Source organism: Providencia sp. TYF-12, assembly GCF_041344805.1.
Classification (GTDB): Bacteria; Pseudomonadota; Gammaproteobacteria; order Enterobacterales; family Enterobacteriaceae; genus Providencia; species Providencia huashanensis.
The window spans coordinates 2,977,264-2,998,553 of the sequence record NZ_CP166833.1 but is presented as its reverse complement, the minus strand read 5'-3'; the positions used below and the strand labels follow the sequence as shown (position 1 = coordinate 2,998,553).

At 40.1% G+C, this 21,290-nt stretch carries 24 protein-coding genes, 1 pseudogene and 1 CRISPR repeat array; of the genes and pseudogenes, 10 read left to right on the top strand and 15 right to left on the bottom strand.

What is annotated here, in order from left to right:
- Nucleotides 1-1,023 (top strand): type I-F CRISPR-associated protein Csy3, encoded by a 1,023-nt coding sequence (gene csy3, locus ABE954_RS13715; RefSeq protein ID WP_042844253.1) that lies wholly within the window; start codon nt 1-3, stop codon nt 1,021-1,023.
- An 8-nt stretch (nt 1,024-1,031) separates the two neighbouring features.
- Nucleotides 1,032-1,667, top strand: a complete 636-nt coding sequence (gene cas6f, locus ABE954_RS13710) for a type I-F CRISPR-associated endoribonuclease Cas6/Csy4 (RefSeq protein WP_042844252.1) — start codon at nt 1,032-1,034, stop codon at nt 1,665-1,667.
- A 130-nt stretch (nt 1,668-1,797) separates the two neighbouring features.
- Nucleotides 1,798-2,606: a CRISPR direct-repeat array (repeat unit 28 nt; unit sequence GTTCACTGCCGTATAGGCAGCTTAGAAA).
- 378 nt (nt 2,607-2,984) lie between these two features.
- Here the strand turns inward: cas6f and fliR are convergent.
- The 13 genes from fliR to fliF all read right to left on the bottom strand — a co-directional run bounded on the left by fliR (nt 2,985) and on the right by fliF (nt 13,924).
- A complete protein-coding gene (gene fliR, locus ABE954_RS13705; RefSeq protein WP_042844251.1) occupies nt 2,985-3,764 on the bottom strand; it encodes a flagellar biosynthetic protein FliR in 780 nt (259 codons plus the stop codon).
- A 2-nt stretch (nt 3,765-3,766) separates the two neighbouring features.
- Nucleotides 3,767-4,036: a flagellar biosynthesis protein FliQ gene (fliQ, locus tag ABE954_RS13700; RefSeq protein WP_042844250.1), complete on the bottom strand. Its 270-nt coding sequence runs from the start codon at nt 4,034-4,036 to the stop codon at nt 3,767-3,769.
- An 8-nt stretch (nt 4,037-4,044) separates the two neighbouring features.
- Nucleotides 4,045-4,764, bottom strand: a complete 720-nt coding sequence (gene fliP, locus ABE954_RS13695) for a flagellar type III secretion system pore protein FliP (protein ID WP_173424801.1) — start codon at nt 4,762-4,764, stop codon at nt 4,045-4,047.
- 36 nt (nt 4,765-4,800) lie between these two features.
- On the bottom strand, nt 4,801-5,259 hold the full coding sequence (fliO, locus tag ABE954_RS13690; RefSeq protein WP_129465773.1) for a flagellar biosynthetic protein FliO: 459 nt from the start codon (nt 5,257-5,259) through the stop codon (nt 4,801-4,803).
- Nucleotides 5,260-5,281: 22 nt separating this feature from the next.
- Nucleotides 5,282-5,698 carry a flagellar motor switch protein FliN gene (gene fliN, locus ABE954_RS13685; protein ID WP_042844248.1) on the bottom strand — a complete coding sequence of 139 codons (417 nt, stop codon included), beginning with the start codon at nt 5,696-5,698 and terminating at the stop codon, nt 5,282-5,284.
- Nucleotides 5,691-6,698: a flagellar motor switch protein FliM gene (gene fliM, locus ABE954_RS13680; protein ID WP_042844246.1), complete on the bottom strand. Its 1,008-nt coding sequence runs from the start codon at nt 6,696-6,698 to the stop codon at nt 5,691-5,693. The genes fliN and fliM overlap by 8 nt, the downstream gene beginning before the upstream one ends.
- A gap of 5 nt (nt 6,699-6,703) precedes the next feature.
- Nucleotides 6,704-7,183: a flagellar basal body-associated protein FliL gene (fliL, locus tag ABE954_RS13675; RefSeq protein WP_042844245.1), complete on the bottom strand. Its 480-nt coding sequence runs from the start codon at nt 7,181-7,183 to the stop codon at nt 6,704-6,706.
- Between the two features lie 164 nt (nt 7,184-7,347).
- Entirely contained in the window at nt 7,348-8,721 is a 1,374-nt protein-coding gene (locus tag ABE954_RS13670) for a flagellar hook-length control protein FliK (RefSeq protein WP_371025484.1), read from the bottom strand.
- A complete protein-coding gene (fliJ, locus tag ABE954_RS13665; RefSeq protein ID WP_042844242.1) occupies nt 8,722-9,165 on the bottom strand; it encodes a flagellar export protein FliJ in 444 nt (147 codons plus the stop codon).
- Nucleotides 9,166-9,176: 11 nt separating this feature from the next.
- Nucleotides 9,177-10,541 (bottom strand): flagellar protein export ATPase FliI, encoded by a 1,365-nt coding sequence (gene fliI, locus ABE954_RS13660; RefSeq protein ID WP_129465775.1) that lies wholly within the window; start codon nt 10,539-10,541, stop codon nt 9,177-9,179.
- Nucleotides 10,538-11,257, bottom strand: a complete 720-nt coding sequence (gene fliH, locus ABE954_RS13655; protein WP_042844240.1) for a flagellar assembly protein FliH — start codon at nt 11,255-11,257, stop codon at nt 10,538-10,540. Before fliH ends, fliI begins: the two co-directional genes overlap by 4 nt.
- The gene (gene fliG, locus ABE954_RS13650) at nt 11,250-12,242 is read right to left on the bottom strand and encodes a flagellar motor switch protein FliG (protein ID WP_042844239.1); all 993 of its coding nucleotides are present in this window, start codon (nt 12,240-12,242) and stop codon (nt 11,250-11,252) included. Before fliG ends, fliH begins: the two co-directional genes overlap by 8 nt.
- A complete protein-coding gene (fliF, locus tag ABE954_RS13645; protein ID WP_131679923.1) occupies nt 12,239-13,924 on the bottom strand; it encodes a flagellar basal-body MS-ring/collar protein FliF in 1,686 nt (561 codons plus the stop codon). The genes fliG and fliF overlap by 4 nt, the downstream gene beginning before the upstream one ends.
- A 244-nt stretch (nt 13,925-14,168) precedes the next feature.
- Here fliF and fliE point away from each other — a divergent pair, with 244 nt between their 5' ends.
- The 4 genes and pseudogenes from fliE to ABE954_RS13625 form a co-directional block, all read left to right on the top strand.
- Nucleotides 14,169-14,480: a flagellar hook-basal body complex protein FliE gene (gene fliE / locus ABE954_RS13640; RefSeq protein WP_042844236.1), complete on the top strand. Its 312-nt coding sequence runs from the start codon at nt 14,169-14,171 to the stop codon at nt 14,478-14,480.
- An 870-nt stretch (nt 14,481-15,350) separates the two neighbouring features.
- Nucleotides 15,351-15,758 carry an ASCH domain-containing protein gene (locus ABE954_RS13635; RefSeq protein ID WP_042844226.1) on the top strand — a complete coding sequence of 136 codons (408 nt, stop codon included), beginning with the start codon at nt 15,351-15,353 and terminating at the stop codon, nt 15,756-15,758.
- A 347-nt stretch (nt 15,759-16,105) separates the two neighbouring features.
- Nucleotides 16,106-16,318, top strand: coding sequence for an RNA chaperone/antiterminator CspA (gene cspA, locus ABE954_RS13630; protein WP_042844225.1), 213 nt, complete (start codon nt 16,106-16,108; stop codon nt 16,316-16,318).
- 7 nt (nt 16,319-16,325) lie between these two features.
- A pseudogene (locus ABE954_RS13625) lies at nt 16,326-16,448 on the top strand (cold-shock protein); the annotation flags it as partial.
- Nucleotides 16,449-16,679: 231 nt separating this feature from the next.
- Here the strand turns inward: ABE954_RS13625 and ABE954_RS13620 are convergent.
- Entirely contained in the window at nt 16,680-16,811 is a 132-nt protein-coding gene (locus ABE954_RS13620) for an entericidin A/B family lipoprotein (RefSeq protein WP_048606810.1), read from the bottom strand.
- A gap of 556 nt (nt 16,812-17,367) precedes the next feature.
- On the opposite strand from ABE954_RS13620, the gene ABE954_RS13615 reads away from it, so the two are divergent.
- From ABE954_RS13615 to ABE954_RS13605, 3 genes are all read left to right on the top strand, one after another.
- On the top strand, nt 17,368-17,685 hold the full coding sequence (locus ABE954_RS13615; protein ID WP_129465787.1) for a hypothetical protein: 318 nt from the start codon (nt 17,368-17,370) through the stop codon (nt 17,683-17,685).
- Nucleotides 17,686-18,116: 431 nt separating this feature from the next.
- Nucleotides 18,117-18,476: an MmcQ/YjbR family DNA-binding protein gene (locus ABE954_RS13610; RefSeq protein WP_042844222.1), complete on the top strand. Its 360-nt coding sequence runs from the start codon at nt 18,117-18,119 to the stop codon at nt 18,474-18,476.
- 108 nt (nt 18,477-18,584) lie between these two features.
- Nucleotides 18,585-19,082, top strand: a complete 498-nt coding sequence (locus ABE954_RS13605) for a hypothetical protein (protein WP_210787178.1) — start codon at nt 18,585-18,587, stop codon at nt 19,080-19,082.
- Nucleotides 19,083-19,526: 444 nt separating this feature from the next.
- Here ABE954_RS13605 and ABE954_RS13600 read toward each other — a convergent pair whose 3' ends face one another.
- Nucleotides 19,527-19,979: a DUF1097 domain-containing protein gene (locus ABE954_RS13600; RefSeq protein ID WP_042844220.1), complete on the bottom strand. Its 453-nt coding sequence runs from the start codon at nt 19,977-19,979 to the stop codon at nt 19,527-19,529.
- Nucleotides 19,980-20,716: 737 nt separating this feature from the next.
- Between ABE954_RS13600 and def the strand changes: the two genes are divergently transcribed.
- A complete protein-coding gene (def, locus tag ABE954_RS13595) occupies nt 20,717-21,226 on the top strand; it encodes a peptide deformylase (protein ID WP_042844218.1) in 510 nt (169 codons plus the stop codon).
- Nucleotides 21,227-21,290: the final 64 nt, after the last annotated feature.

Here is a 21,290-nt window from a genome sequence, read left to right as displayed (position 1 = left end):
ATGGCGAAGAATAATGATGTTGCATCTGTTTTAGCATTTGAAAAAAAATTGGTTCCATCTGATGGTTATTTTTATGGTACTTGTTGGGAAAATAAATCGCATTTTACCCCTTTATCATTACAAGAAAAATCGGTACGGGGTACTATTTCCAATCGCTTAAAAGGTGCGGTAAAAAATGATCCTTTAAAGCTAAACTCTGAGGTGGAAAAAGCCAACTTACAAACAGTCGATGCCTGTGCGTTAGGAACTGAGCAAGATACTTTAGTTCATCAATTCACCTTAAAAATACTTGGTGGAGTTGAGACACCTTCTGCGTGTAATAACGTGTTATTTAAAAAAGGTTATGTGCAAGCAGCAAAAGGTTATATTGAAAAAGAAGGCTTTCGTGAATTAGGTTATCGTTATGCGCAGAATGTCGCTAATGGGCGCTTTTTATGGCGTAACCGAGTAGGTGCCGAACATATCGAAGTGGTTGTCAAAGTACTTAATAAAGGGCAATCAATGGAATGGGTTTTTGACGCCACACAATATAGTATTCACCAATTTGATACTCAAGATGAAAAAGTGGCTCAATTAGGTGAGAAAATTGCTACCGCTTTAGCTCACCCTCAAGGTGCATTATTATTAGAAATTACCACTTACTCTCAACTAGGCAAAGCACAAGAAGTTTACCCAAGTGAAGAGCTGGTGATGGATAAAGGCAAAGGGGATAAAAGCAAAATTTTATATCATGTGAATGGGCATGCTGCGATGCATTCACAAAAAATTGGTAATGCTTTGCGCTCCATTGACACGTGGTACCCCGCGTATGGAACTGAAAGTGGTGCAGGGGCTATCGCAATTGAGCCTTATGGCGCAGTGACGAATTTAGGTACCGCTTTTCGAACGCCAAAAGATAACCAAGACTTCTATACCCTATTCGATAAATGGGCTCGCGGTGAAAAATTATCACGTATTGAAGATGAGCATTATGTGATGGCAGTTTTAGTGCGTGGCGGTGTGTTTGGTGAAAGTGATAAATAAGGTGAAATATGAATTATTATCAGGAGGTCACTTTATTACCTGACTCAACCGTTTCAGTGGATTTTTTGTGGCAGAAAGTTTACCAGCAAATTCATATTGCGCTGGCAGATAACCAAACGGCTGAAGGCCAAAGCGCTATTGCTGTTGCATTTCCTGAATATGGTAGCGTTGGTTTTCGCTTAGGTAGAAAAATCCGTTTGCATGCTAAAACACCAGAGGAACTTGAGCAGCTAAATTTACCGAAGTGGTTAGCAAGGTTAATGGATTACGCTCATATTAAATCTATTCAAACCGTGCCAGAGCAAAGTGTTCCTGTCAGTTATATTCGACGACATGTAAAAGGTCAAAACCGGATAGAAGCCGATATGCAGCAAAAGGCACGTTTATGGTCTGAAAAATCAGGTCAGTCAGTGGCGCAGTGCTTGGAAGTGTTATCTAAAAGTCGGCCGAAAGCCAATAACCGTTTACCGTTTATTTGGGTTACAAGTTTACATGCAAAGAATGAGAAAACCGGAAGCCGGCCTTTTCCACTTTTTATTGAAAAAGTGATAGCAATACAAATGCAAGCTGGGATGTTTAATTGCTATGGTTTAAGCCAGCTTTCAAATGACCAAACGTTGGTTGCAACGGTTCCTCATTTTTAACCATTATTTTTTGCTCTTTAAAAAATAACTTTTAAATCAGTATGTTATAATTATTTATAAATTAAAGGGTATTTTATAATAAATACCCTTAACTAATTGTTATAGCATGATTATTATATTAAATTGCATAGTTCACTGCCGTATAGGCAGCTTAGAAAAATTGCTTTTAAATGCCATTTCACAAGAGAAAGTTCACTGCCGTATAGGCAGCTTAGAAATTTATAAAAATCAGATGTATACATTCTTGATGGTTCACTGCCGTATAGGCAGCTTAGAAAGAGTCAGTGACCTTAAAGATTGATCCGTCGGTGTTCACTGCCGTATAGGCAGCTTAGAAAGAGCTCACTAGTTTGGAACTCACATTGTATGTGTTCACTGCCGTATAGGCAGCTTAGAAAGGCCGCCATTCACTACGCTTTTAGCTCTAATAGTTCACTGCCGTATAGGCAGCTTAGAAATGCATTAATGTACCTGTTGAATTTGGAAGAATGTTCACTGCCGTATAGGCAGCTTAGAAAGTAAATACCATCCTTTTCTTCATCAAACCAAAGTTCACTGCCGTATAGGCAGCTTAGAAATTAAATCACGGCAAATCGGGGCGACATGGTATGTTCACTGCCGTATAGGCAGCTTAGAAAACAGCGCCTAAACGAACACCGGAAATAGCTAGGTTCACTGCCGTATAGGCAGCTTAGAAATGTTGAACCGCTGCCGGAAAAAGGATCTAAAAGTTCACTGCCGTATAGGCAGCTTAGAAATACGGCGCTGTGATTCTTCGAATGAAATATCAGTTCACTGCCGTATAGGCAGCTTAGAAAGATAGACTTCGCCGCATCTTCTGCGAGCTTTGCGTTCACTGCCGTATAGGCAGCTCAGAAAAGTGGATTAAAGAGCTTAATTTATCAACTTAAGTTTACTGCCATATAGGCAGTTTAGAGAAGAATATTAAAGAATAGATATCTAGATTCTCTAATTGGTGAAAAAAATAAATGTGAGTTAAAGCTAGTTTTTTGTGAAATAAGTAGTTATACCATCTTTATCTTAAGTTAAATTTAATATCAAATATAATACGTATCTATCATTCGATAGCTTAGAAATGAAATATAGAACGGGTATTATATTACTGCCACAAAGGCAGATTTTGATTAGAGATAAATTCCTGAAAAATAGATCGGATAACCAGATAATAATAGGGATAACTAGGAGGGGTTATGAGCTTTGAGTTTGAAATAAATTGTTATTGGTTTTCAATCATCATTCGATTTTATAAATAATTTTATAAACCTGCATTTAATTAAAAAATACAAACATCACGACTCAAATAAACAAATTAAACATCAATGACAATTGCTCAAAAGCTTGGTGGATAAGGCGTTCAGTATATCGGGGAAGGATGGAGATAATTACCCCTAACATACTGATACCTATAGTTAAGGTGAGGGGGAAACCTACCACAAATACGGACAGTTGTGGGGTCATACGGTTTAGGATACCGAGCGCAAGGTTGAGAATTAAAAACAATGTAATAAAAGGCAGCGCTAACATTAACCCATTAATAAATAAGGTATTGGCAAATTGAACAAATACCCAAAAACCGTCTCTATTCAGTGGGGCTGTTTGAATGGGGATCAATTCAAATGAATTGACGATAATATAAATTAACCATAAATGGCCATCGAAGGCGAGAAACAATAAAATAGTAATCACATTGAAGATGCGCCCTAAAATAGGCATATTGGGCCCACCGGTTGGGTCAAAAAAGGTCGCGAAAGATAACCCCATTTGCAAACCAATGACTTCTCCTGCATGGCGAACTGCGGCAAAGGCGATTTGCATGGTTAAACCCATCGCCACACCAATCACAATCTGTTGCACAATGACCCATAACCCCATTGCAGAAAATAGGGGAATATTTACCACGGGAAGTTGCGGGGAAACAATCAACACGACAAAAAAAGCAAGGGCAACTCGAACCTTGGTAATGGCTTGTTTTTCATTAAAAAAGGGCGCTGTTCCGAGCAGCGCCAAAAGGCGTATGAAAGGGTAAAAACCTTGGCTCAACCAGAGCGTGAGCGTTTCACTGGTAATGGTTAACATTGTTAGCCAATAATAAAGGGTAAATTACTAAGCAACGTTCGCATATAGTCGGTTAGTAGGTTGAGCATCCAAGGCCCCGCAATGATGATCACTGAAATGACTGACAAAATTTTAGGGATAAAAGATAAGGTCATTTCGTTAACCTGTGTTGCGGCTTGCAGTAAGCTAATAATCAACCCTGCGGCTAGTGCCGCCAGTAATAATGGAGCCGCTAGCATTAAGGCAATTTTCATTGCTTCAGTGCCCATTGCCATGACAGATTCAGGTGTCATCGTTACTCCTAATTAAAAAAGCTTTGCGATAATGAACCAAGTAATAATTGCCAGCCATCGACTAATACAAACAGCATTAATTTAAAGGGAAGTGAAACGGTTGCCGGTGGAACCATCATCATCCCTAAGGCCATTAACACGCTAGCAACAACCAAGTCTATGATTAAAAATGGAATAAAAATGGTAAAGCCGATTTGGAATGCCGTTTTTAATTCACTGGTGATAAATGCGGGAACGAGGATCCGTAAAGGAACATCCTTCGCCTCTTGAATCTCCCCCACTTTGGCAATACGAGCAAAAAGCGCTAAATCGGATTCGCGAGTTTGCCCTAACATAAAGGTCCTTAACGGGGCAGTCCCTTTTTCTAGTGCGACTTCAAGGCTGATTTTATCTTCGCTAAAGGGTTGGTATGCTTCACGATAAACTTGGTCGGCAACGGGGGACATAACGAAAAAGGTCAAAAACAACGCTAAACCTAATAATACTTGGTTTGGTGGTGCAGAGGGTGTCCCTAAGGCATTTCGTAATAAACCGAGAACAATAATGATGCGTGTAAAACTGGTCATCATTAAGAGTAAGGCGGGTATAAAGCCTAACAGGGTTAAAAATAGTAAGGTTTGAACGGGTAATGACCAAGTTTGGCCTCCATCGGCTAAACTATGGCTGATAACGGCAGGGAGTGCTGCTGATGCAGAACTTGGCAATGCAAATAGAAGCACAGCAATCATCAGTAGGGATTTACGTGGTAACATGTGTGCTTCCAATTACTTATACAAAGGTGTTACTGATGCCGCATGATCCGCCGCATCTTGTTTTTTCTTTAATACGGATTGGAACGTAAGGGGCTCAATAACTGAAGATACAGTGGTTTTATTTTGTGCAGGGTATTGATGTAACAGGCTAATATTTTGAGCTGTCACACCTAATACTAAACACTCATTATTGACTTCAACCACGACAACCCGTTCTTTATTGCCTAATGAGCAACTGCTTGTCACTTTCACAATTTGCTCTTTCCCCATTTTCTTCGGGGCAAAACCCAATTTTTTAACCAACCAAGCGCCAATCAGAATCAATAAAATAATGACCCCCAATGAGCCTGAAATTTGCGTTAAGCTATTACTATGGTCGATAGCTGGCGCATTCAATTCACTGGAAGGAACGCTAGTTGACAAAAAAGGCACGGATGCTGGTGCCTGTTCAGCTTGGTTGGTTATTGCCATTTTCAGTGACTCATATTGTCTATTAACGGCTTAAGCGGCGCATACGTTCGGATGGCGTAATGATATCTGTAATGCGAATACCATAATTATCTGAAACGACGACGACTTCCCCTTGAGCGATTAAATAACCGTTAATTAAAATGTCTAATGGCTCGCCAGCTAAACCATCGAGAGAAACGACAGAGCCTTGAGACAAACTGAGTAATTTTTTGATGGTCATTTTAGTACGCCCTAGCTCAACGGATAGGCGAACTGGGATATCCATAATCATATCGATGTCGGACAACTGATTTAATGGATTCTGCCCATCAAGGTTATCAAAAGCCTGTGCACCAGCTGAGGCGGATTCCGCTTTTTTTTGCTGTTCCAGCGCTTCAGCCCATAGGTCTTCACTAGCGTGATTGGTTGATGCATCAGGAGAGTTCTTCGCCTCACTCATTGGTACTTTCCTCATCTAGAGTGTTTAAAACAGGGTTAATCAAATGTTCTACACGCAACGCATATTGGCCATTTTGAGTTCCGTATTGACTGGTTAGTACAGGAACGCCATCAACATTGACAATGAGGCGGTCAGGCTTCTCAATAGGGAGCACATCCCCTTTTTGCAGTTGCAGTAAGCGAGAAATTCGCATTGGAATGTCAACAAAATTGGCAACCAATTCAAGTTCAGAACGTTTTACTTGTGTGACGAGATTTGTCACCCAAGTTTCATTTTCTTGGTGCCCTTGTTCCATTGGTGGGTTAATTAAACGCTCACGCAATGGTTCAATCATGGCAATGGGAATACAAATACTAAATTCACCAACCGTATTGCCTATCTCAACTAAAAATGGCGTGGTTACCACAATGTCATTTGGTGATGTGGTGATATTAGTAAATTTAACTTGGATTTCGGAGCGTACATACTCCACTTCTATATCCGCTATTGGTCTCCAAGCATCGCGATAAGCCCCTAATGCTAACTTCAACATTCGGTTAATAATCCGTTGCTCAGTATTGGTAAATTCTTTACCTTCCTGACGAACAGGAAAACGACCGTCTCCCCCAAATAGATTATCAACCGCGATATAAACGAGAGCAGGCTCAAAGGTAAAGAGCGCAGTGCCCCGCAATGGTGGCATGTGAATTAAATTTAGGTTGGTTGGTACTGGTAAGTTACGAGCAAACTCGTGATAAGGTTCAATTTTAATTCCGCCCACCGTGATATCCGGACTACGGCGTAACATATTGAATAACCCCATACGGAATTGGCGCGCAAAACGTTCGTTAATGATTTCAAGAGACTGCATTCGCTCCCTGATGACCCGACGTTGCGTATTTGGGTCGTAAGGGCGAATATTATCTTTTCCTTGATTCTCTGGCACCGGCGTATCGTTTGAAGGCGCATCATCATTAAGAAGCGCATCAATTTCAGCCTGAGATAAAATATTATCGCTCATGAATATTACCGCAGAATAAAAGTAGTAAATAACACATCAGAAATATCCTGATCGGTATCCCCCGGGATCAGGGTAGGGGTGAGTGTTTGCTTAATGTCTTTCATTAGCTGCAACTTGCCTTCATGAACTTCAATATTTTTTGATTTTTGTTCTGATAGTAATAGTAGTAAGCGACTACGTACTTCAGGGAGATATTCATGAAGTTGTTTACGAGATTTTTCATTTGCAAGTCGCAAGGTTATATGAATATAGAGCACACGATCAGGGCCATTATCAGCACCGGCTAAATTCACGGTAAATGGCTCTAACTCCATAAAAATGGGTTGTGGCATGTTCGGACGTTTTTCTTCTTCACTAGCCGTTTGAGTGTTTTGCTGTGTCGTCCACCAGGTGTAACCACCAAAACCAGCCCCTGCTAAGGCAATAAGGGCAAGCAGAATGATCAACCCTTTATGAGAACTTTTTGATTCTTTGCGTGACGACATGTTAGCTGAATTCCTGTTTCTTGGATGCTAAACCCAAATGGGTTTTTTACTTTATGATCTCTAGCATTATCGCTTGATTGCTAAGAGTTAAAGGAGTGAAAAACGAAACAAAAAGGCGGTAACTCGGCGCTTTAGCTAGGAAATTACCGCATTTCGTTTACTTATTATGCAAAAGTGTTAATCCCACCTTGCCTAGATACCGACTTTTGAGCGGCAACAGAAGCTTTCGCTTCACTGATACCAACGGCACCGACCGTTGCATGAGTAGCTTGAATATGGCCATCATGTTGATGCGTGTTGTGCTGTTGATTATCTGATGAGTTACCCAAGTTATCTTGCCCCACAGAGCCTTGAGCTAAGTGAATGCCACTTTCTTGTAGCGCATTACGTAATACAGGCATCATGGACTCCATCGTGGCGCGAACATGGCTGTGAGGCGAAACAAAGTGCATGACGGCTTGGTTATCTTCAATGCGTAAATGCACATTGAGTGAGCCTAACTCTTCAGGATGTAAGCGAATTTGCGCCTGAGAAACACCTTGTCGGGAGAAAAATAACATGTGTTGGCTTAACTGTTGTTGCCAAGCTTCGCTGCCTAATTGGCTAGTGAGATGCAAGGTTGGCGCTGCGGTCGGAGCGTTCATTGCAGAGGCTTGTGCGACAGAGGTTGTTGGCATCATGCTAATTGGTTGAGTTGATGTCTGGTGTGTTGTGGCCGTGGTAAAGGCACTCGTTTCGCTTTGTGTGACAAAAGCACCTTTCCCGTTTGAACCAAGCATATCAGTCGAAAAAGTGGGTAGGCCAGACTGCGGCTCTTTATCGCTCACTTTTTTATTTAATGGCATAAAATCCGCTGTCAGGTTTTTACTACGAACGTCACGTTGATTATCTAAAGGTAAAAGGGGCTGATCGCGACGCTCATCCTTTTCGTTTTTAATAAACGCCGTTATTGCCGGTTTATCTTCTTGTTCATCAAGCACTAATTGGCTCTTATCTAGCAGTTTGTCACTAGTTAGTGTGATATCTTCAAGGTCACCATTTAGTTGCTGCATCTTTTGGTTAAACGCGCCTAACTTAGGGAGCGACTCAGCGGCAAGTTGCCCATTAGCTGATGGATGTATTTGACTAGAAAGCGATAACTTTAAATTATTGAGCCAAGGTTGTTCGCTTGAATTTTCCCCGACTAACAGCTCAGATTGTAGAGCGGTTTGTACGCCGTCACCTCTAAGATTGCGGGTGAAATTAAGCTGCTCAAGGGTGTTCTCACCATGAGTGGGTGTTTTGCTTGCCGGAGACGCGCTTGTTTTATCTGAAACCGCTAACTTATCGGCGACAATTTCTTTATTCAGCGCTTGTTCATCAACGGCCGTGTTTACAGCCGTATTTTTGGGCGCGGGTTGTTGGTTATCAAGTAGCGCTTGAAATGGTAATGCGGGAGCTTGGTTTTCGTCATCCTTGGGGCCATTTTGCTGTTCATTAGCACTTTTTATGGTCTTTGCTGGCGGTGCAACAGGTACGATAGTCGCGTTGATGTCCATTTATTGTGGTCTCCGTAAAGTCGCTCGTTGGGCAAATTCATCCATTTGTTTTTGCTCTATACGATTTTGACGTTGATGTTCGGTGTGTTCAGCGCGTTGTATCAAAGTATCAAACGCATTGACCCGTTGTTGTTTTTCTTGCCAATGACGATTAGCCTCATCCACTTTTTGTTCCCACAAATTAAGTTGTTGCTGCTGTTGTTCAATGGTTAGCTCTAACGTGACGAGAAATTGCTGGTAATTTTGCCATTTATCGGAGGCCATTCCGCTGTGCAATGTCTGGTTTAATGTTTGCCGATATTCGGTTTGATAATTCTCCAGCATGGTTAATTGTTGCGCCATTTGTGTATGAGTTTGGCGTACTTGCGCTAACACCTTTGCTGCCTCTTCGGAGGCTTCTACGGCTAAACTGAGTAATGTCGTTAAGGCATTGTTATTGGCCATTTATCCCCTCGTTACTCGCTAGGTACCACTTGCTGTAATTGCTCGCAAGCAGTTTGGTAATCACAACGTTCATCAATATCTTGCTGTAAAAACTTAGACATACGTGGGTAATATTGAATTGCAGTATCCAGCATTGGGTCACTTCCCATTGCATAAGCCCCCACGTTGATTAAATCGCGGTTGCGTTGATAGCTAGAGGTGAGTTGTTTAAAACGCTGAATTTTTCGGTAATGTTCTTTTGGGATCAGTTCAGTCATTGCACGGCTAATGGACGCTTCAATGTCAATAGCTGGGTAGTGCCCTGACTCTGCTAAAGAACGAGAAAGCACAATGTGACCATCAAGAATGGCGCGAGCAGAATCTGCGATCGGGTCTTGCTGGTCATCGCCTTCTGTTAATACGGTATAAAAAGCGGTGATCGAGCCGCCATTCTTGCCATTACCTGCGCGCTCAACGAGTGCGGGTAGCTTGGCAAAAACAGAAGGGGGGTAGCCTTTCGTTGCTGGTGGTTCACCGACGGCTAAGGCGATTTCGCGTTGAGCCATACTGTAGCGAGTAAGGGAATCCATGATCAGCAACACGCTGAGGCCTTGATCGCGGAAATATTCGGCGATACGCGTGGCATAAGATGCACCTTGCATACGTAAGAGGGGGGAAACATCAGCAGGTGCAGCAACCACCACTGCACGTTTTAAACCGTCAGTGCCTAAAATATTTTCAATAAAATCTTTAACTTCACGGCCACGTTCCCCAATCAGCCCAACGACGATGATATCGGCTTGGGTAAAGCGTGCCATCATGCCAAGTAATACACTTTTTCCTACGCCTGAGCCAGCAAACAGGCCCATGCGTTGCCCTCTACCCACAGTCAATAACGCGTTGATTGCTCGTACACCGACATCGAGCACACTACTGATTGGTGTGCGTTCAAGAGGATTAATGGGGGGTGTGATTAATGGGGCTCGCGCTTTAACTTCGAGTGGGCCTTTGCCATCTAATGGGGTGCCTTGTGCATCAAGCACTCGCCCTAATAGTTCATTACCAATAGGGAGTAAGCGGCTGGTTTGCCCGTCATCCCCCGTTGATTGAGCATAGACACGAGCACCTGGGGAGATACCTTCGAGGTCGGCTAATGGCATCAACAACATTCTAGGCCCACTAAAACCGACGACTTCACACACAACTTCGTCTGTACCGCCATTAATGGAGCGTTCAATAAAGCAGGTTGCCCCTAAGGGCATTTTAATCCCTTCGGCTTCCATGACTAAGCCCGTAATTTTTGTTAGGCGGCCATAACGGCGTACCATCGGAATGCCTTTCATCCGCGATTCAAAATCGTCAAGCGAGGCAATCCAGCGTCCCAAACGTGCGGTCATGTAAAGCTCTCCGGTGCATATAAACGGCACAATTCTTGCCAACGTGTTGCGACGGTCATATCGATTTCGCCATCTTCAGCGACCACACGACAACCCCCAATATGCAGCTTAGGGTCTGCGACTAACCGCCAACCATTCAGATTTAAGAGTGAACCAAGGTGCTGTTCAATCAACTCAAAATGATTGGGGTTAACATGTAATTCTGGTTGACCCGCAAAAATAGGTTTTTGCTGTAATAAGTTACTGATTTCCTCAAGTAATGCAGTACCATCACATACAGTAGATTGACCCAACACTTGTTTTGCAGCTGTTAATGCAATTTGTAGCAGCTTTGTGGTAACAACCGTATCAAAGGTATCAAGAGAATAATTGAACTCAGATAACAATTTTTGCCATGTCTCAATGACGGGTTGTTGCAAAGCAAGTGCTTGCTCACGCCCTTGCTCTTCGCCAGCACGTAAACCTTGTTCAAACCCGGCTTGATAACCCTCTTTTTGGCCTTGTTCATAGCCTTGTTGATAACCTGTACGCTGCGCATCTTCTTTTATGTTATCGAGCAAGTTGATTTGCTCTAAGACTTCTTTCGGCTCTAAGCATGGCACTTTTGGTGCGTCTGGCTCAGGAGCTTCATTTAAAGTTGAATTAAGATCCCATTGGTTAAGCTCACGCAGTTGCCAAGGCTGCCATTGGTCGTTAGGCGTTGTTGAATTAGACATACACATCGTCTCCACCACCGATGGCGATTTCGCCTTTTTCTACTAAACGACGAACGATAAGCAGGATCGCTTTTTGCTCGTTTTCCACTTGGGACATGCGAACCGGTGAACGCGATTCCAAGTCGTCGCGAACAATTTCGGCAGCGCGAACCGCCATATTGTTGAGGAAGTGGTCGCGCAGGGCTTGATTGCTGCCTTTGAGGGCAATGACCAGTGAGTCGGTTGACACTTCTTGCAAAATACGTTGGATACTGCGGTTGTCCACTTCGATAAGGTTTTCGAACAGGAACATTTCATCAATAATGCGTTGAGCCAATTCGCCATCGTAATCCCGCATTGCATCGATAACGCTTTCTTCTTGTTGGCTTTTCATTAAGTTGATAATTTCTGCTGCTGTTCTTACGCCACCCATTTTGCTGCGTTTGAGGTTTTGGCCGTCCAATAAGTTGTTTAAGACTTCGGTCAGTTCCGCTAGGGCTGCAGGTTGCACTCCACCAAAAGTAGCGATACGTAGCATAATGTCATTGCGTTGGCGCTCTTCAAATAATTCAAGTACGTCCGCAGCGAGGTTACGTTTCAAGTGAACTAAAATTGTGGCGATAATCTGTGGATGTTCATCACGAATAATATCGGCAACGGTTTGTGGCTCCATGTAGTTGAGGCTTTCGATACCTGAGGTGGTTTCTTGTTTTTCAAAGATATCTTCAAGTAAGCTAGCTGCGCGTTCCTCACCCAATGCTTTGACCAGTACCGAACGCAGGTAATCATTTGTGTTGATATTTAAGGCCGCGAATTGAATTGCTGACTCTTCAAATTCAGTTAGCACTTCCGCAAGTTCGTTATTGGAGATTTGGCGCATGTTAGACACCGCCATACTCAATTGTTGAACTTCTTTAGGGTTTAGATGCTTAAATACTTCCGCAGCCTGATCTTCACCGAGTGTCATTAACATTACGGCACTTTTTTCTGTTCCACTTAAACTCATAGGGATTTTCCTAACCACTGACGGATAACCATTGCCACGACTTGTGGGTCTTTCTCTGCCATTTCACGTATACGTTGGCTTTGGATCTCTGCACTAACACGCTGGCGAGTAAGACGGCGGCGTGTTTGCTCATCCATGTCTTCGTTTATTTCTTCATCTACCACGAACGGTGCTTTTGCCTGAGTTGCGACAAAAATTTCAGCATCAACTTGGGCTTGTTGTGTTTTACGATATTTAACCCATTGAGGTTTGATACCGAAGCGCCACATAAACCAAGCAATGAGGGTGATGAGCAATATTTTTCCGTAATCCAAAAGTTGTGTAATCAACTGTGGATTGGACAGTAATGATGGCTCTACTTCAACAGGCGTATCATCAGTAAATAAGGAGTTAGTGATGTTGATTGAGTCTCCTCGTGCTGAAGAAAAGCCCATCGCTTCTCGTGTTAACGCTTCAATTTGCTGTAGCATCTCTGGCGGCAATGGTTTCATTTCTGGCCCATTTTCGCCTTCTTGTGAATGGTAATTAACAATAACTGCGACCGAGAGCCTATCAACGACGCCAATTTGCCGTTGAGTATGGCTAATTTTGCGATCTACTTCGTAATTTGTGGTTTCATCGCTTTGCGAGTTAGTCGTGTTATTACGGTTATTGGTGGTTTGCTGTGCGTCTTTATTGTCTTTGTTAGTTTCAATTGGCGCATTCGGTGCGCTAACTGGTTGATTCGACAATGCCCCCGGGACACCGCCCGTGCCGCCATTATTGTTTTGCATACTTTGGCTGTTCTGGCGGGAACGAATAGCGGCGCTGTCCGGTGTTTGGTTCGGCTTATATTCTTCGGAGGTTTGCTCAACCTTGGAGAAATCCATTTGCGCGGTGACTTGTGCATGAATATTGGCACGCCCAACTAATGGTGACAAAATATCTTCAATGCGTTGTTTGAGATGAGATTCCATCTCTTTGGTCATCTTAATTTGTGCGCTATTAGCTGATTGCTGGCTGTTATCATTATTTGTGAGCAAGCGTCCCGCTTGGTCGACTATAATTACATTACTTGCAGTTAATCCTGTTACGCTACTTGAGACCATATGCACAATGGCGCTAATTTGCCCTTCGTCGAGCATTCTTCCAGGTAATAAACCTACCGTGACAGAAGCTGTAGGCAACTTTTGCTCACGGACAAATAGTGTCGGTTTTGGGATTGCTAAATGTACACGCGCACTTTGCACGGGGCTCAACGATTCGATAGTGCGAGATAATTCACCCTCTAAAGCACGCTGGTAGTTAATTTGTTCACTAAATTGGCTAATACCAAACTGTTCTTTATCTAATAATTCAAAGCCAGTATTCCCCCCTTTAGGTAAACCAGATTGGGCGAGCTTCAAACGTAATTCATGCACTTTATCTGCAGGAACTAAAATGGCGCTACCATTATCAGCGATTTGATATGGCACATTCATCTGAGTTAATTGGCTGACAATATCGCCACCATCTTTAGCACTAAGGTTACTAAGAAGTACGCGATAGTCAGGACTGCGTAACCAGAGAAGTAGGGCAACAATAATTGAAACAGCTGCAGCCGCCGCAATCATTAACGGTATTTTAGGATCAGCTTTAATACGATCAACTATTGAGGCAAAACCCTTTTTGGCCTCCCCCGTGTCTTTAGATGCGGCACTCATAAATATTCCCTGCTTGGCAGACTACTAGACGGATGAAAATACTTTTGGTGAAACAATGTTATTTCCCTCTTCGTAACGTCACTTTTTCACTTTGCTATTATTTATTGTTTTGTAGGGTTCTAATGACGGAATCAGCCTATAATTTAGGTGTTATTTATCGGCTTCAAGTTAAAAAGGGTGTGGTAGGGTAAGCTTGCTAAATAAATTTGTGACAAAAATTCACACTATATAAGAAGAGAATAAAATGACAGTTCAAGCGATTGAAGGAGTTGTATCACAATTAAATGTTGTGGCAACTCAGGCAACGAACCCAACAAAACCTATAATAGAACCCGTCGGTTTTGCTGATCATCTGGTCGCCTCTGTGAATCAAATAAATAAAACACGTAATGATTCTGCTAAGCAAGTTGAAAACTTTACGTTGGGAAAACAAGATATTTCTTTGAATGATGTGATGGTTGATATGCAAAAAGCGAGTTTAAGCCTCCAAATGGGCATACAAGTCAGAAATAAGCTGGTGGCTGCATACCAAGAAATTATGTCAATGCCAGTGTGATTTAATTACCTGCTTTAATATTATGAATTTATTGCCTTGTCATTGCTTCCTTGGGGCAGTGATGGGGCATTTCTATTCAAAATATCAATTTAGCTGGCATCATTTTCAGTTATCCACACTATATATATTATTAACCATTCAAGCTCTACTTTAGGTTGAAGAGTTGATTTTATTGTTATGGCTAGGCAATTAAAATATGGGGTTCATGGTGTACTTACGTTTAGGGTTACACGTAATTTGTATTTATCAATATTCATGCTTACCTCTGGATGTGGGAAACCATTACTTATCGATTGATAACAATTATTTATTCTGTTTAAATGATTGCATTCTGATTTGTATAGGTGTTATTTATGGAAGCTTCATTTGTTGCTATTCAATTTTTCGGGCAATTATTCCCTACGCATCCTTTCACGTTAGCTGAAAGTGTTGGGAAAGCGGTTTCCATTATTATGTTTATACATTAGTGTTGGTGCGGTGGGTTACTTGTGCTTGATAGCGTTTTGATTTTTGGCTGTCATCACAACCATTCCAGTGAGCTTATCGAGGGCATTTTTACGGCTCCCAGCGTTAACAGCCTGAGTGATTTGTCGGTTTATATCTTTATTAATGCCTTTTAATTTTTCCTGAACGGGCCTCTTTCACGTGCTTGTCCGTTAGCCATGTGATTAGTCTTGCTCCATTTCCATAACCTTCATTAAAGTTTCCATTATCACTGACTTTCTTTTCCAAAAGATTTGCGTTCTATTATCCATCTACCAAAACCTCATGAAGAAATAGTTAGGACGTTTAGTGATATGCCACAAGTATGACAAGTGACCATAATAAATATATATTGTCAGGCTAATAAAGAATATAGAGAGATTGATAATGAATACTTTGGATAAATTAAAAACTAAATACCCAAATGCATCGGTATGGTCATTCGGTGATAGCCCCGAACTTGCTGATGAGTTAGTTGCTCTTGTAGTTAATGGGCGTAAAACAGCGTCATGTAGTTCATTGAAATCCTATTTATCTGAAGATTTAATTAAAATTGGTGGCATCAATATTATCCTTAATGGGGCTAAAGAGCCTAAGTGTGTGATACGGACAACAGCATTAAAACTAATTAAGTTTAATGAAGTTACTGAAGAGTTTGCGAGGAAAGAAGGTGAGGGTGATTTAAGCTTAGATTTTTGGAGAGCGGGTCATAAGGACTTTTTTACTCGAGAAGGCTGTTTTTCTGATGATATGGAGCTAGTTGCTGAAGAGTTTGAGCTAATTGAAGTCATTTAAAAAACTTACAAGGCCCGCTTACAGTGGGTTTTTATTGGATGGAATATAAAATAAACATATTTATCCTATGCGCCGTAAACCCTGGTCATTAAACTTCTCTTATAAAGCTAGTTATTTAATGGTTAGTATAATAAAGTTTGCTATCTCTAAATATTTGTGGTCTAATTCGTTCACTGGTTTGGAAGTACAGGCCTATTTATGCTAGTCAGTTTTAAGATGTTCACCATTAAGCGCTATCTCAGATACCTCTTCATTGCGAATTCCTTCTAATTAATTCCCATAAGTAAAAATACCAAACAAACCGCACATATGCCTTATGGCAAAATTAAAAAATTAAAGGAAATTCTATGTCTAATACAATGACTGGTTCAGTAAAATGGTTTAACGATGATAAAGGTTTTGGTTTTATTACTCCTGCTGATGGCAGTAAAGATGTGTTTGTTCACTTCTCTGCAATCCAGAGCGATAACTTCAAATCTTTAGCTGAAGGCCAACAAGTTTCATTTACCATTGAAAATGGTATGAAAGGTCCAGCTGCTGCAAATGTAGTTGCGCTTTAAGGGCACAATAAAAATTTATTTTTATTTTAAATGTCCTTGCTGTAGCGGCTCACAATATCGGACTTCACAGTTTGATATTTCAGTAAGTAATCCACATGGTGCAAAATGTATTTTTTGCAAAAGTGCGATGAAAGCTCAAGCTAATTAGCTGCTAGTTAGGTCAATATTTAAAACCTCGCCAAGTGCGGGGTTTTTTGACATTAATAGGTTAGGTTTTTACGATAACTTATTATATGGCGATTAAATTCCAATAATATATATGCATGATCTTCAGATAATTAATAAAATAATAACCCTATTCATATTATAAAGGCTACATTAAGTAGCCTTTAGTGACGCTAATTCAGCCTGCCTTGGGTCACTATTGAGCCGCTCTTTGTATCGCTTCGCCTCCAGCCTCGACATCTTCACCGACGCCTTTGGTGGTATTACAGGCTGTTAAAGAGAATATAACCGCGATTGAGCATACGAATAAACTGATCTTTTTTAACATATCTTCTTCCTCTCGTTGTAAAAAAACACAAGTCATCAGATAGTGCTTATTTAATTATAGCAGAATATCAACAGTGTCATTTTTGGCTCATTTTGCCGATGTAAATAAATGAGTATTTCAGGAAATAAAAAGAACCCTGCAATAGGGTTAAGGGATCGCAGGGTATCAAGGTTTAAATACACTAGACTGTCTTATTAGTATGCTATCGAGAGTAATTTATTGCTTGGTTCTATGTACTCAGTGTTTTTAACATTCTTCAGCTGAGAATATTAATGTATAGTTATGGTTAAAAAATGACCAGAATAATTTTGTAAAGGTTTGAGCTAACGTTGCTTGGTCATTTATCCTTTACGCGAGTTTTATCCATGTCACCTAATCACTCAATTAATGTAATTGCCTGATGAATACGCGTTTTTATTGCTCTGGATGGTTATAAAGAGTACATTTTGAGCCTGTATTTCATTCATGGTTATTTGCTGTGCTAACTAAGATTTTGCGTTTCTTATGTGTTCTATTATTGGTATTGCTTGCATTTATATTTGGCGTTTCTCTGAATGTGAGTAAAAACCCGAGCGTTATTGACGGCGCAAAAGCGATGGTTGCTGATTTTATGTATCAACCTCAAGCGGCTAGTTTTAAAAATGTCACGTTTTATTCAAACGGCACTAGCATGAAAAATAAAGTGATTGGTCATGTCTGCGGCGAAGTTTTTACTTTTAAGGATGGGAGCCCTTATAAATATAAACGGTTTATCGTCCAAGTGGCCGCAAGTAAGCAGGGCTCATGCGTGTATTCTTTTCCATTATTTGATTTTGAAGGTGAAATAATGTCAGAGAATGACTTTCAAAAGAGATGGGGTGATAGTTGTGAATAAGATTACGGCTAAAAAATTAATTTTGTCCTATGTGAAGTGTTCTATCGGGTTTGCTTAGGTTAACGATTATATCAAGAAAAAAATGGCTCCGAGTAGGAGCCGAAAGGAATGTATTAAATGAGATTAACATTGGTGTTCACTATACCGCTTCTTTAGTTAGCTTATGAATACATAGTTAAAAATATGTTTCTTTTTGTAAGTTTTTAACAGCAAGAGTAACGTTATCAAAGTTAACTAGACTATATTCTTAAAAATAATTAATAAAATTCAATAAGTAATCTAGAAAGTGAGAGCTGTATTTATCTGTAGATTAGGCACTTATTGGTATTCTAGTTGTATAACCCTATTTCCAAAGCATCAAGGTATTTATTGGTTTTAATTTGCATTTTTACTGATCTAACATGGTTGCAGTGAGTTGCTGAGGGCAAAACATGAAGAGAGACGAGGTCATTGATTATATACAGAGCCATTATGGTGTAGCTCCTGAGCACCCATGGGCTAAGCTACCTAAATACCTTGTTTTTCGGCATACAAACAACTCAAAGTGGTTTGCTGTTATGATGAGTATTCCAGCAAATAAATTATATGAAGGTGGAGGGGGTAAGATAATTGACATTATAAACCTGAAAGCTGCCCCTGAATTAGTTGGTTCTTTAAGGCTAAATAAAGGTGTTTACCCTGCATACCATATGAACAAGGAGCACTGGGTGACGGTACACCTGAATAGTGATTTTAATAAGCACGAGCTTACCTTGTTGATCGATGAAAGTTATAAACTAACCTATAAATAGCGGGTTGGTTTGTAAACTTGTTACTGTATTTTTTCTTTAGCGTTATGGTATCCAGTTGTTAGTATCATTTACTACTTTCAAACGATAGATCACTAAAAAGGCATGATGATGAAAAAAATTTTAGTCGCAATGGCTTTTACAGCTTTATTAGTTGGCTGTGATAGCAAGCCTGATGCTCCATTTGGCTTAACTTGGGGGCAGTCAATGGAAAGTATCAACTTTGTTAAAGATGGTAACTGTGAAACAAAAGAAAATATCACAACTTGTAAGTTTGAAAATCAGAAGCCTTTTAATCAATGGTCCTATTCAAATGAACTCACCTTTGATAAAGGAGCGCTGGTCAAAGTTATTTCTACATTCGCGGGGATTGATGGGCGTAATCCCAGTTTCCAGAATTTTACTGAAAAGCTGAATATTGAGGCTGATTTTCTGCAAAAAAATGGTTTCAATGCAGACCTCATCACTAAGATAAAGCAAAATTGCCAAAACAGTGAGGCTTGCGATAAAACAAGTGAGAGGTTCACAACACCTATAGGTAACATTAGTATTTGGCTGACAACTAAATCAACACACAACCCTATTGGAGTTGTAACATTCACACCTTAATACTTTGGGTTATATTAAAAATAACTTGATTGGTCGTTTTTATAATAAATTTAATTTAAATATAAGCGGTATATGGTTATTAAATTAGTAAACTAATGTTATTAATTAGCAGTTAAAGCATTAATGGTTATTAATTAAGGCAGATTAATCTTAATTATGAAATATTGAAAAACACCCCAATGGATATTGGGGTGTTTTTGCTCAAAGTCATAATCTTTTTTAGTCAAAAAAAGAGTATTAATCTGATTTTTAATTGCTTCATTAATAATATTTAGTTTATTTAATATTTTGATTTAAGTAGGGTTACTTAGTGGAGATTATTAGTAATTCCTAATTAAATCATTACGTTAAGCGTTGCTGTTATACCCGTTTAATGTAATATTGAATTTGTTTGAAATTCCCTTGGTTATATTTATGTTTAAACCGCCTGAGTGGCGGTTTTTTTTACCATTTATCCGATATCCAAAGCCCACTCTTTTTCATCGCAAAACCAAAAAGTATGCCAACAAGTAATGATTGAATGGTAATTAACCATGCGCCTTGTGTTGCAAAAATAGTGCATGTCCCCACAAAAGTACCGGGTATATAAGCTAGCCACTGCTTTTTGGCTTGAATACACATAAAAAAAGCAACTAAGCCTGTAATAAAATAACCCACATAACTGGGTAGATGTTGAATATAATGGCCACTATTGAGGATCACTAACCCCCAAATAACGCCACTACTAACCGTTAAAGCAGTAATACCAAGCCCTTTAACGCCATCTTTTGGATAAGCAAAATAAGCTGTACAGCCAAGAAAACCAGCCCAGCTAATTAACCCTAAAGAGTCTGCGACCCAAGCCCAAATACCAGAGAGAATGGCGGTGGTTAACGAAAGACAAAATAGTAATTTCACAATATGCACTTTAAGTTATGTAGAGTATATCTCTAGGTTGTATGGCTCTAAGTTGATTCGATTCAGCTTTGTGTTCTTTTTAATAGCCTGATGCTGTTAATGGGTATAGCACCAAGTTAACTTATTAATAATAAGGTGATTATTGCTTGAATGAGGTGGATGCCCCCTTGTAAAGGCGAGCATTGTATAGAGATAAATAAAGCGTTGCAATTTGTATCCGCGATTATTTACGCTTAGATCAATTGCAATCGATTACATCGCACAATGGTGTAAAATATCAGCTTAGCTTAAAGGGGATAGCGCTGCGATAAGTGAACCAATATTGATAGAGTGTAAACAGGACGATGTATAGAATGACACTTTTTGCCAATTTTTGATGCAGTTTGTTAAATAACATGGTATTTTTCTGTCAAATTTCACTATACTTTGTTTTTTCAGGGAATTTTAACTCAATTTGTTCACTTTCTTTATCATTAATAGGGTGTTGAATAAATTGCGTTCAATCTAGATGTCATTTTTTGCATATTGTTAGTAAATAAAAAAGCCGATAATGTTTTTTATACTTATTCTTTTAAAAATAGCTAAATAACCTAATGTGTCAGCCTATTTAACTCTTAATATCTATTTTTACTATATTTATTAAGTGGTTGTGGCCGCCATTGTGGTGATATAGCAACTTTAGCTGAGCAATAGATTTAATTATTGAGAATAAAGACTGAATTAATAGGATTTAAACCATGGCAGTAAGAGAAATTATTGAAATCCCTGATGAGAGACTGCGTATTAAATGTAGCCCTGTGACGGATTTCGCCGCAGTTCAAACCTTAATTGACGATTTAATCGATACCATGTACAGCACTGATAATGGGATTGGCCTTGCTGCAACCCAAATTGCTGAAACCAAGTCGATTATGGTGATAGATATTTCAGAAAACCGCGATCAACCAATGGTGTTTGTGAACCCTGAAATCGTGGAAAGTGAAGGGGAAACTAGCTACCAAGAAGGGTGTTTGTCAGTCCCTGAAATTTATGCGGATGTAGCGCGTTTTCTGCGTGTTAAAGTTAAAGCATTCGATAGGCATGGCAAAGCGTTTGAAGTCGATACTGATGAGTTCTTGGCGATTGTGATGCAGCATGAAATTGACCACTTACATGGCAAAGTGTTCCTCGACCATCTATCACCACTAAAACGTAATATGCTATTGAAAAAGCTGAAAAAACAACAGCGTTTAAAACAGCAACAATAGTCGTTTTTGGTATTTATATCCGAAATGGCGTGTCAGGTCTAATGGCCTGACACACGGACTGGTT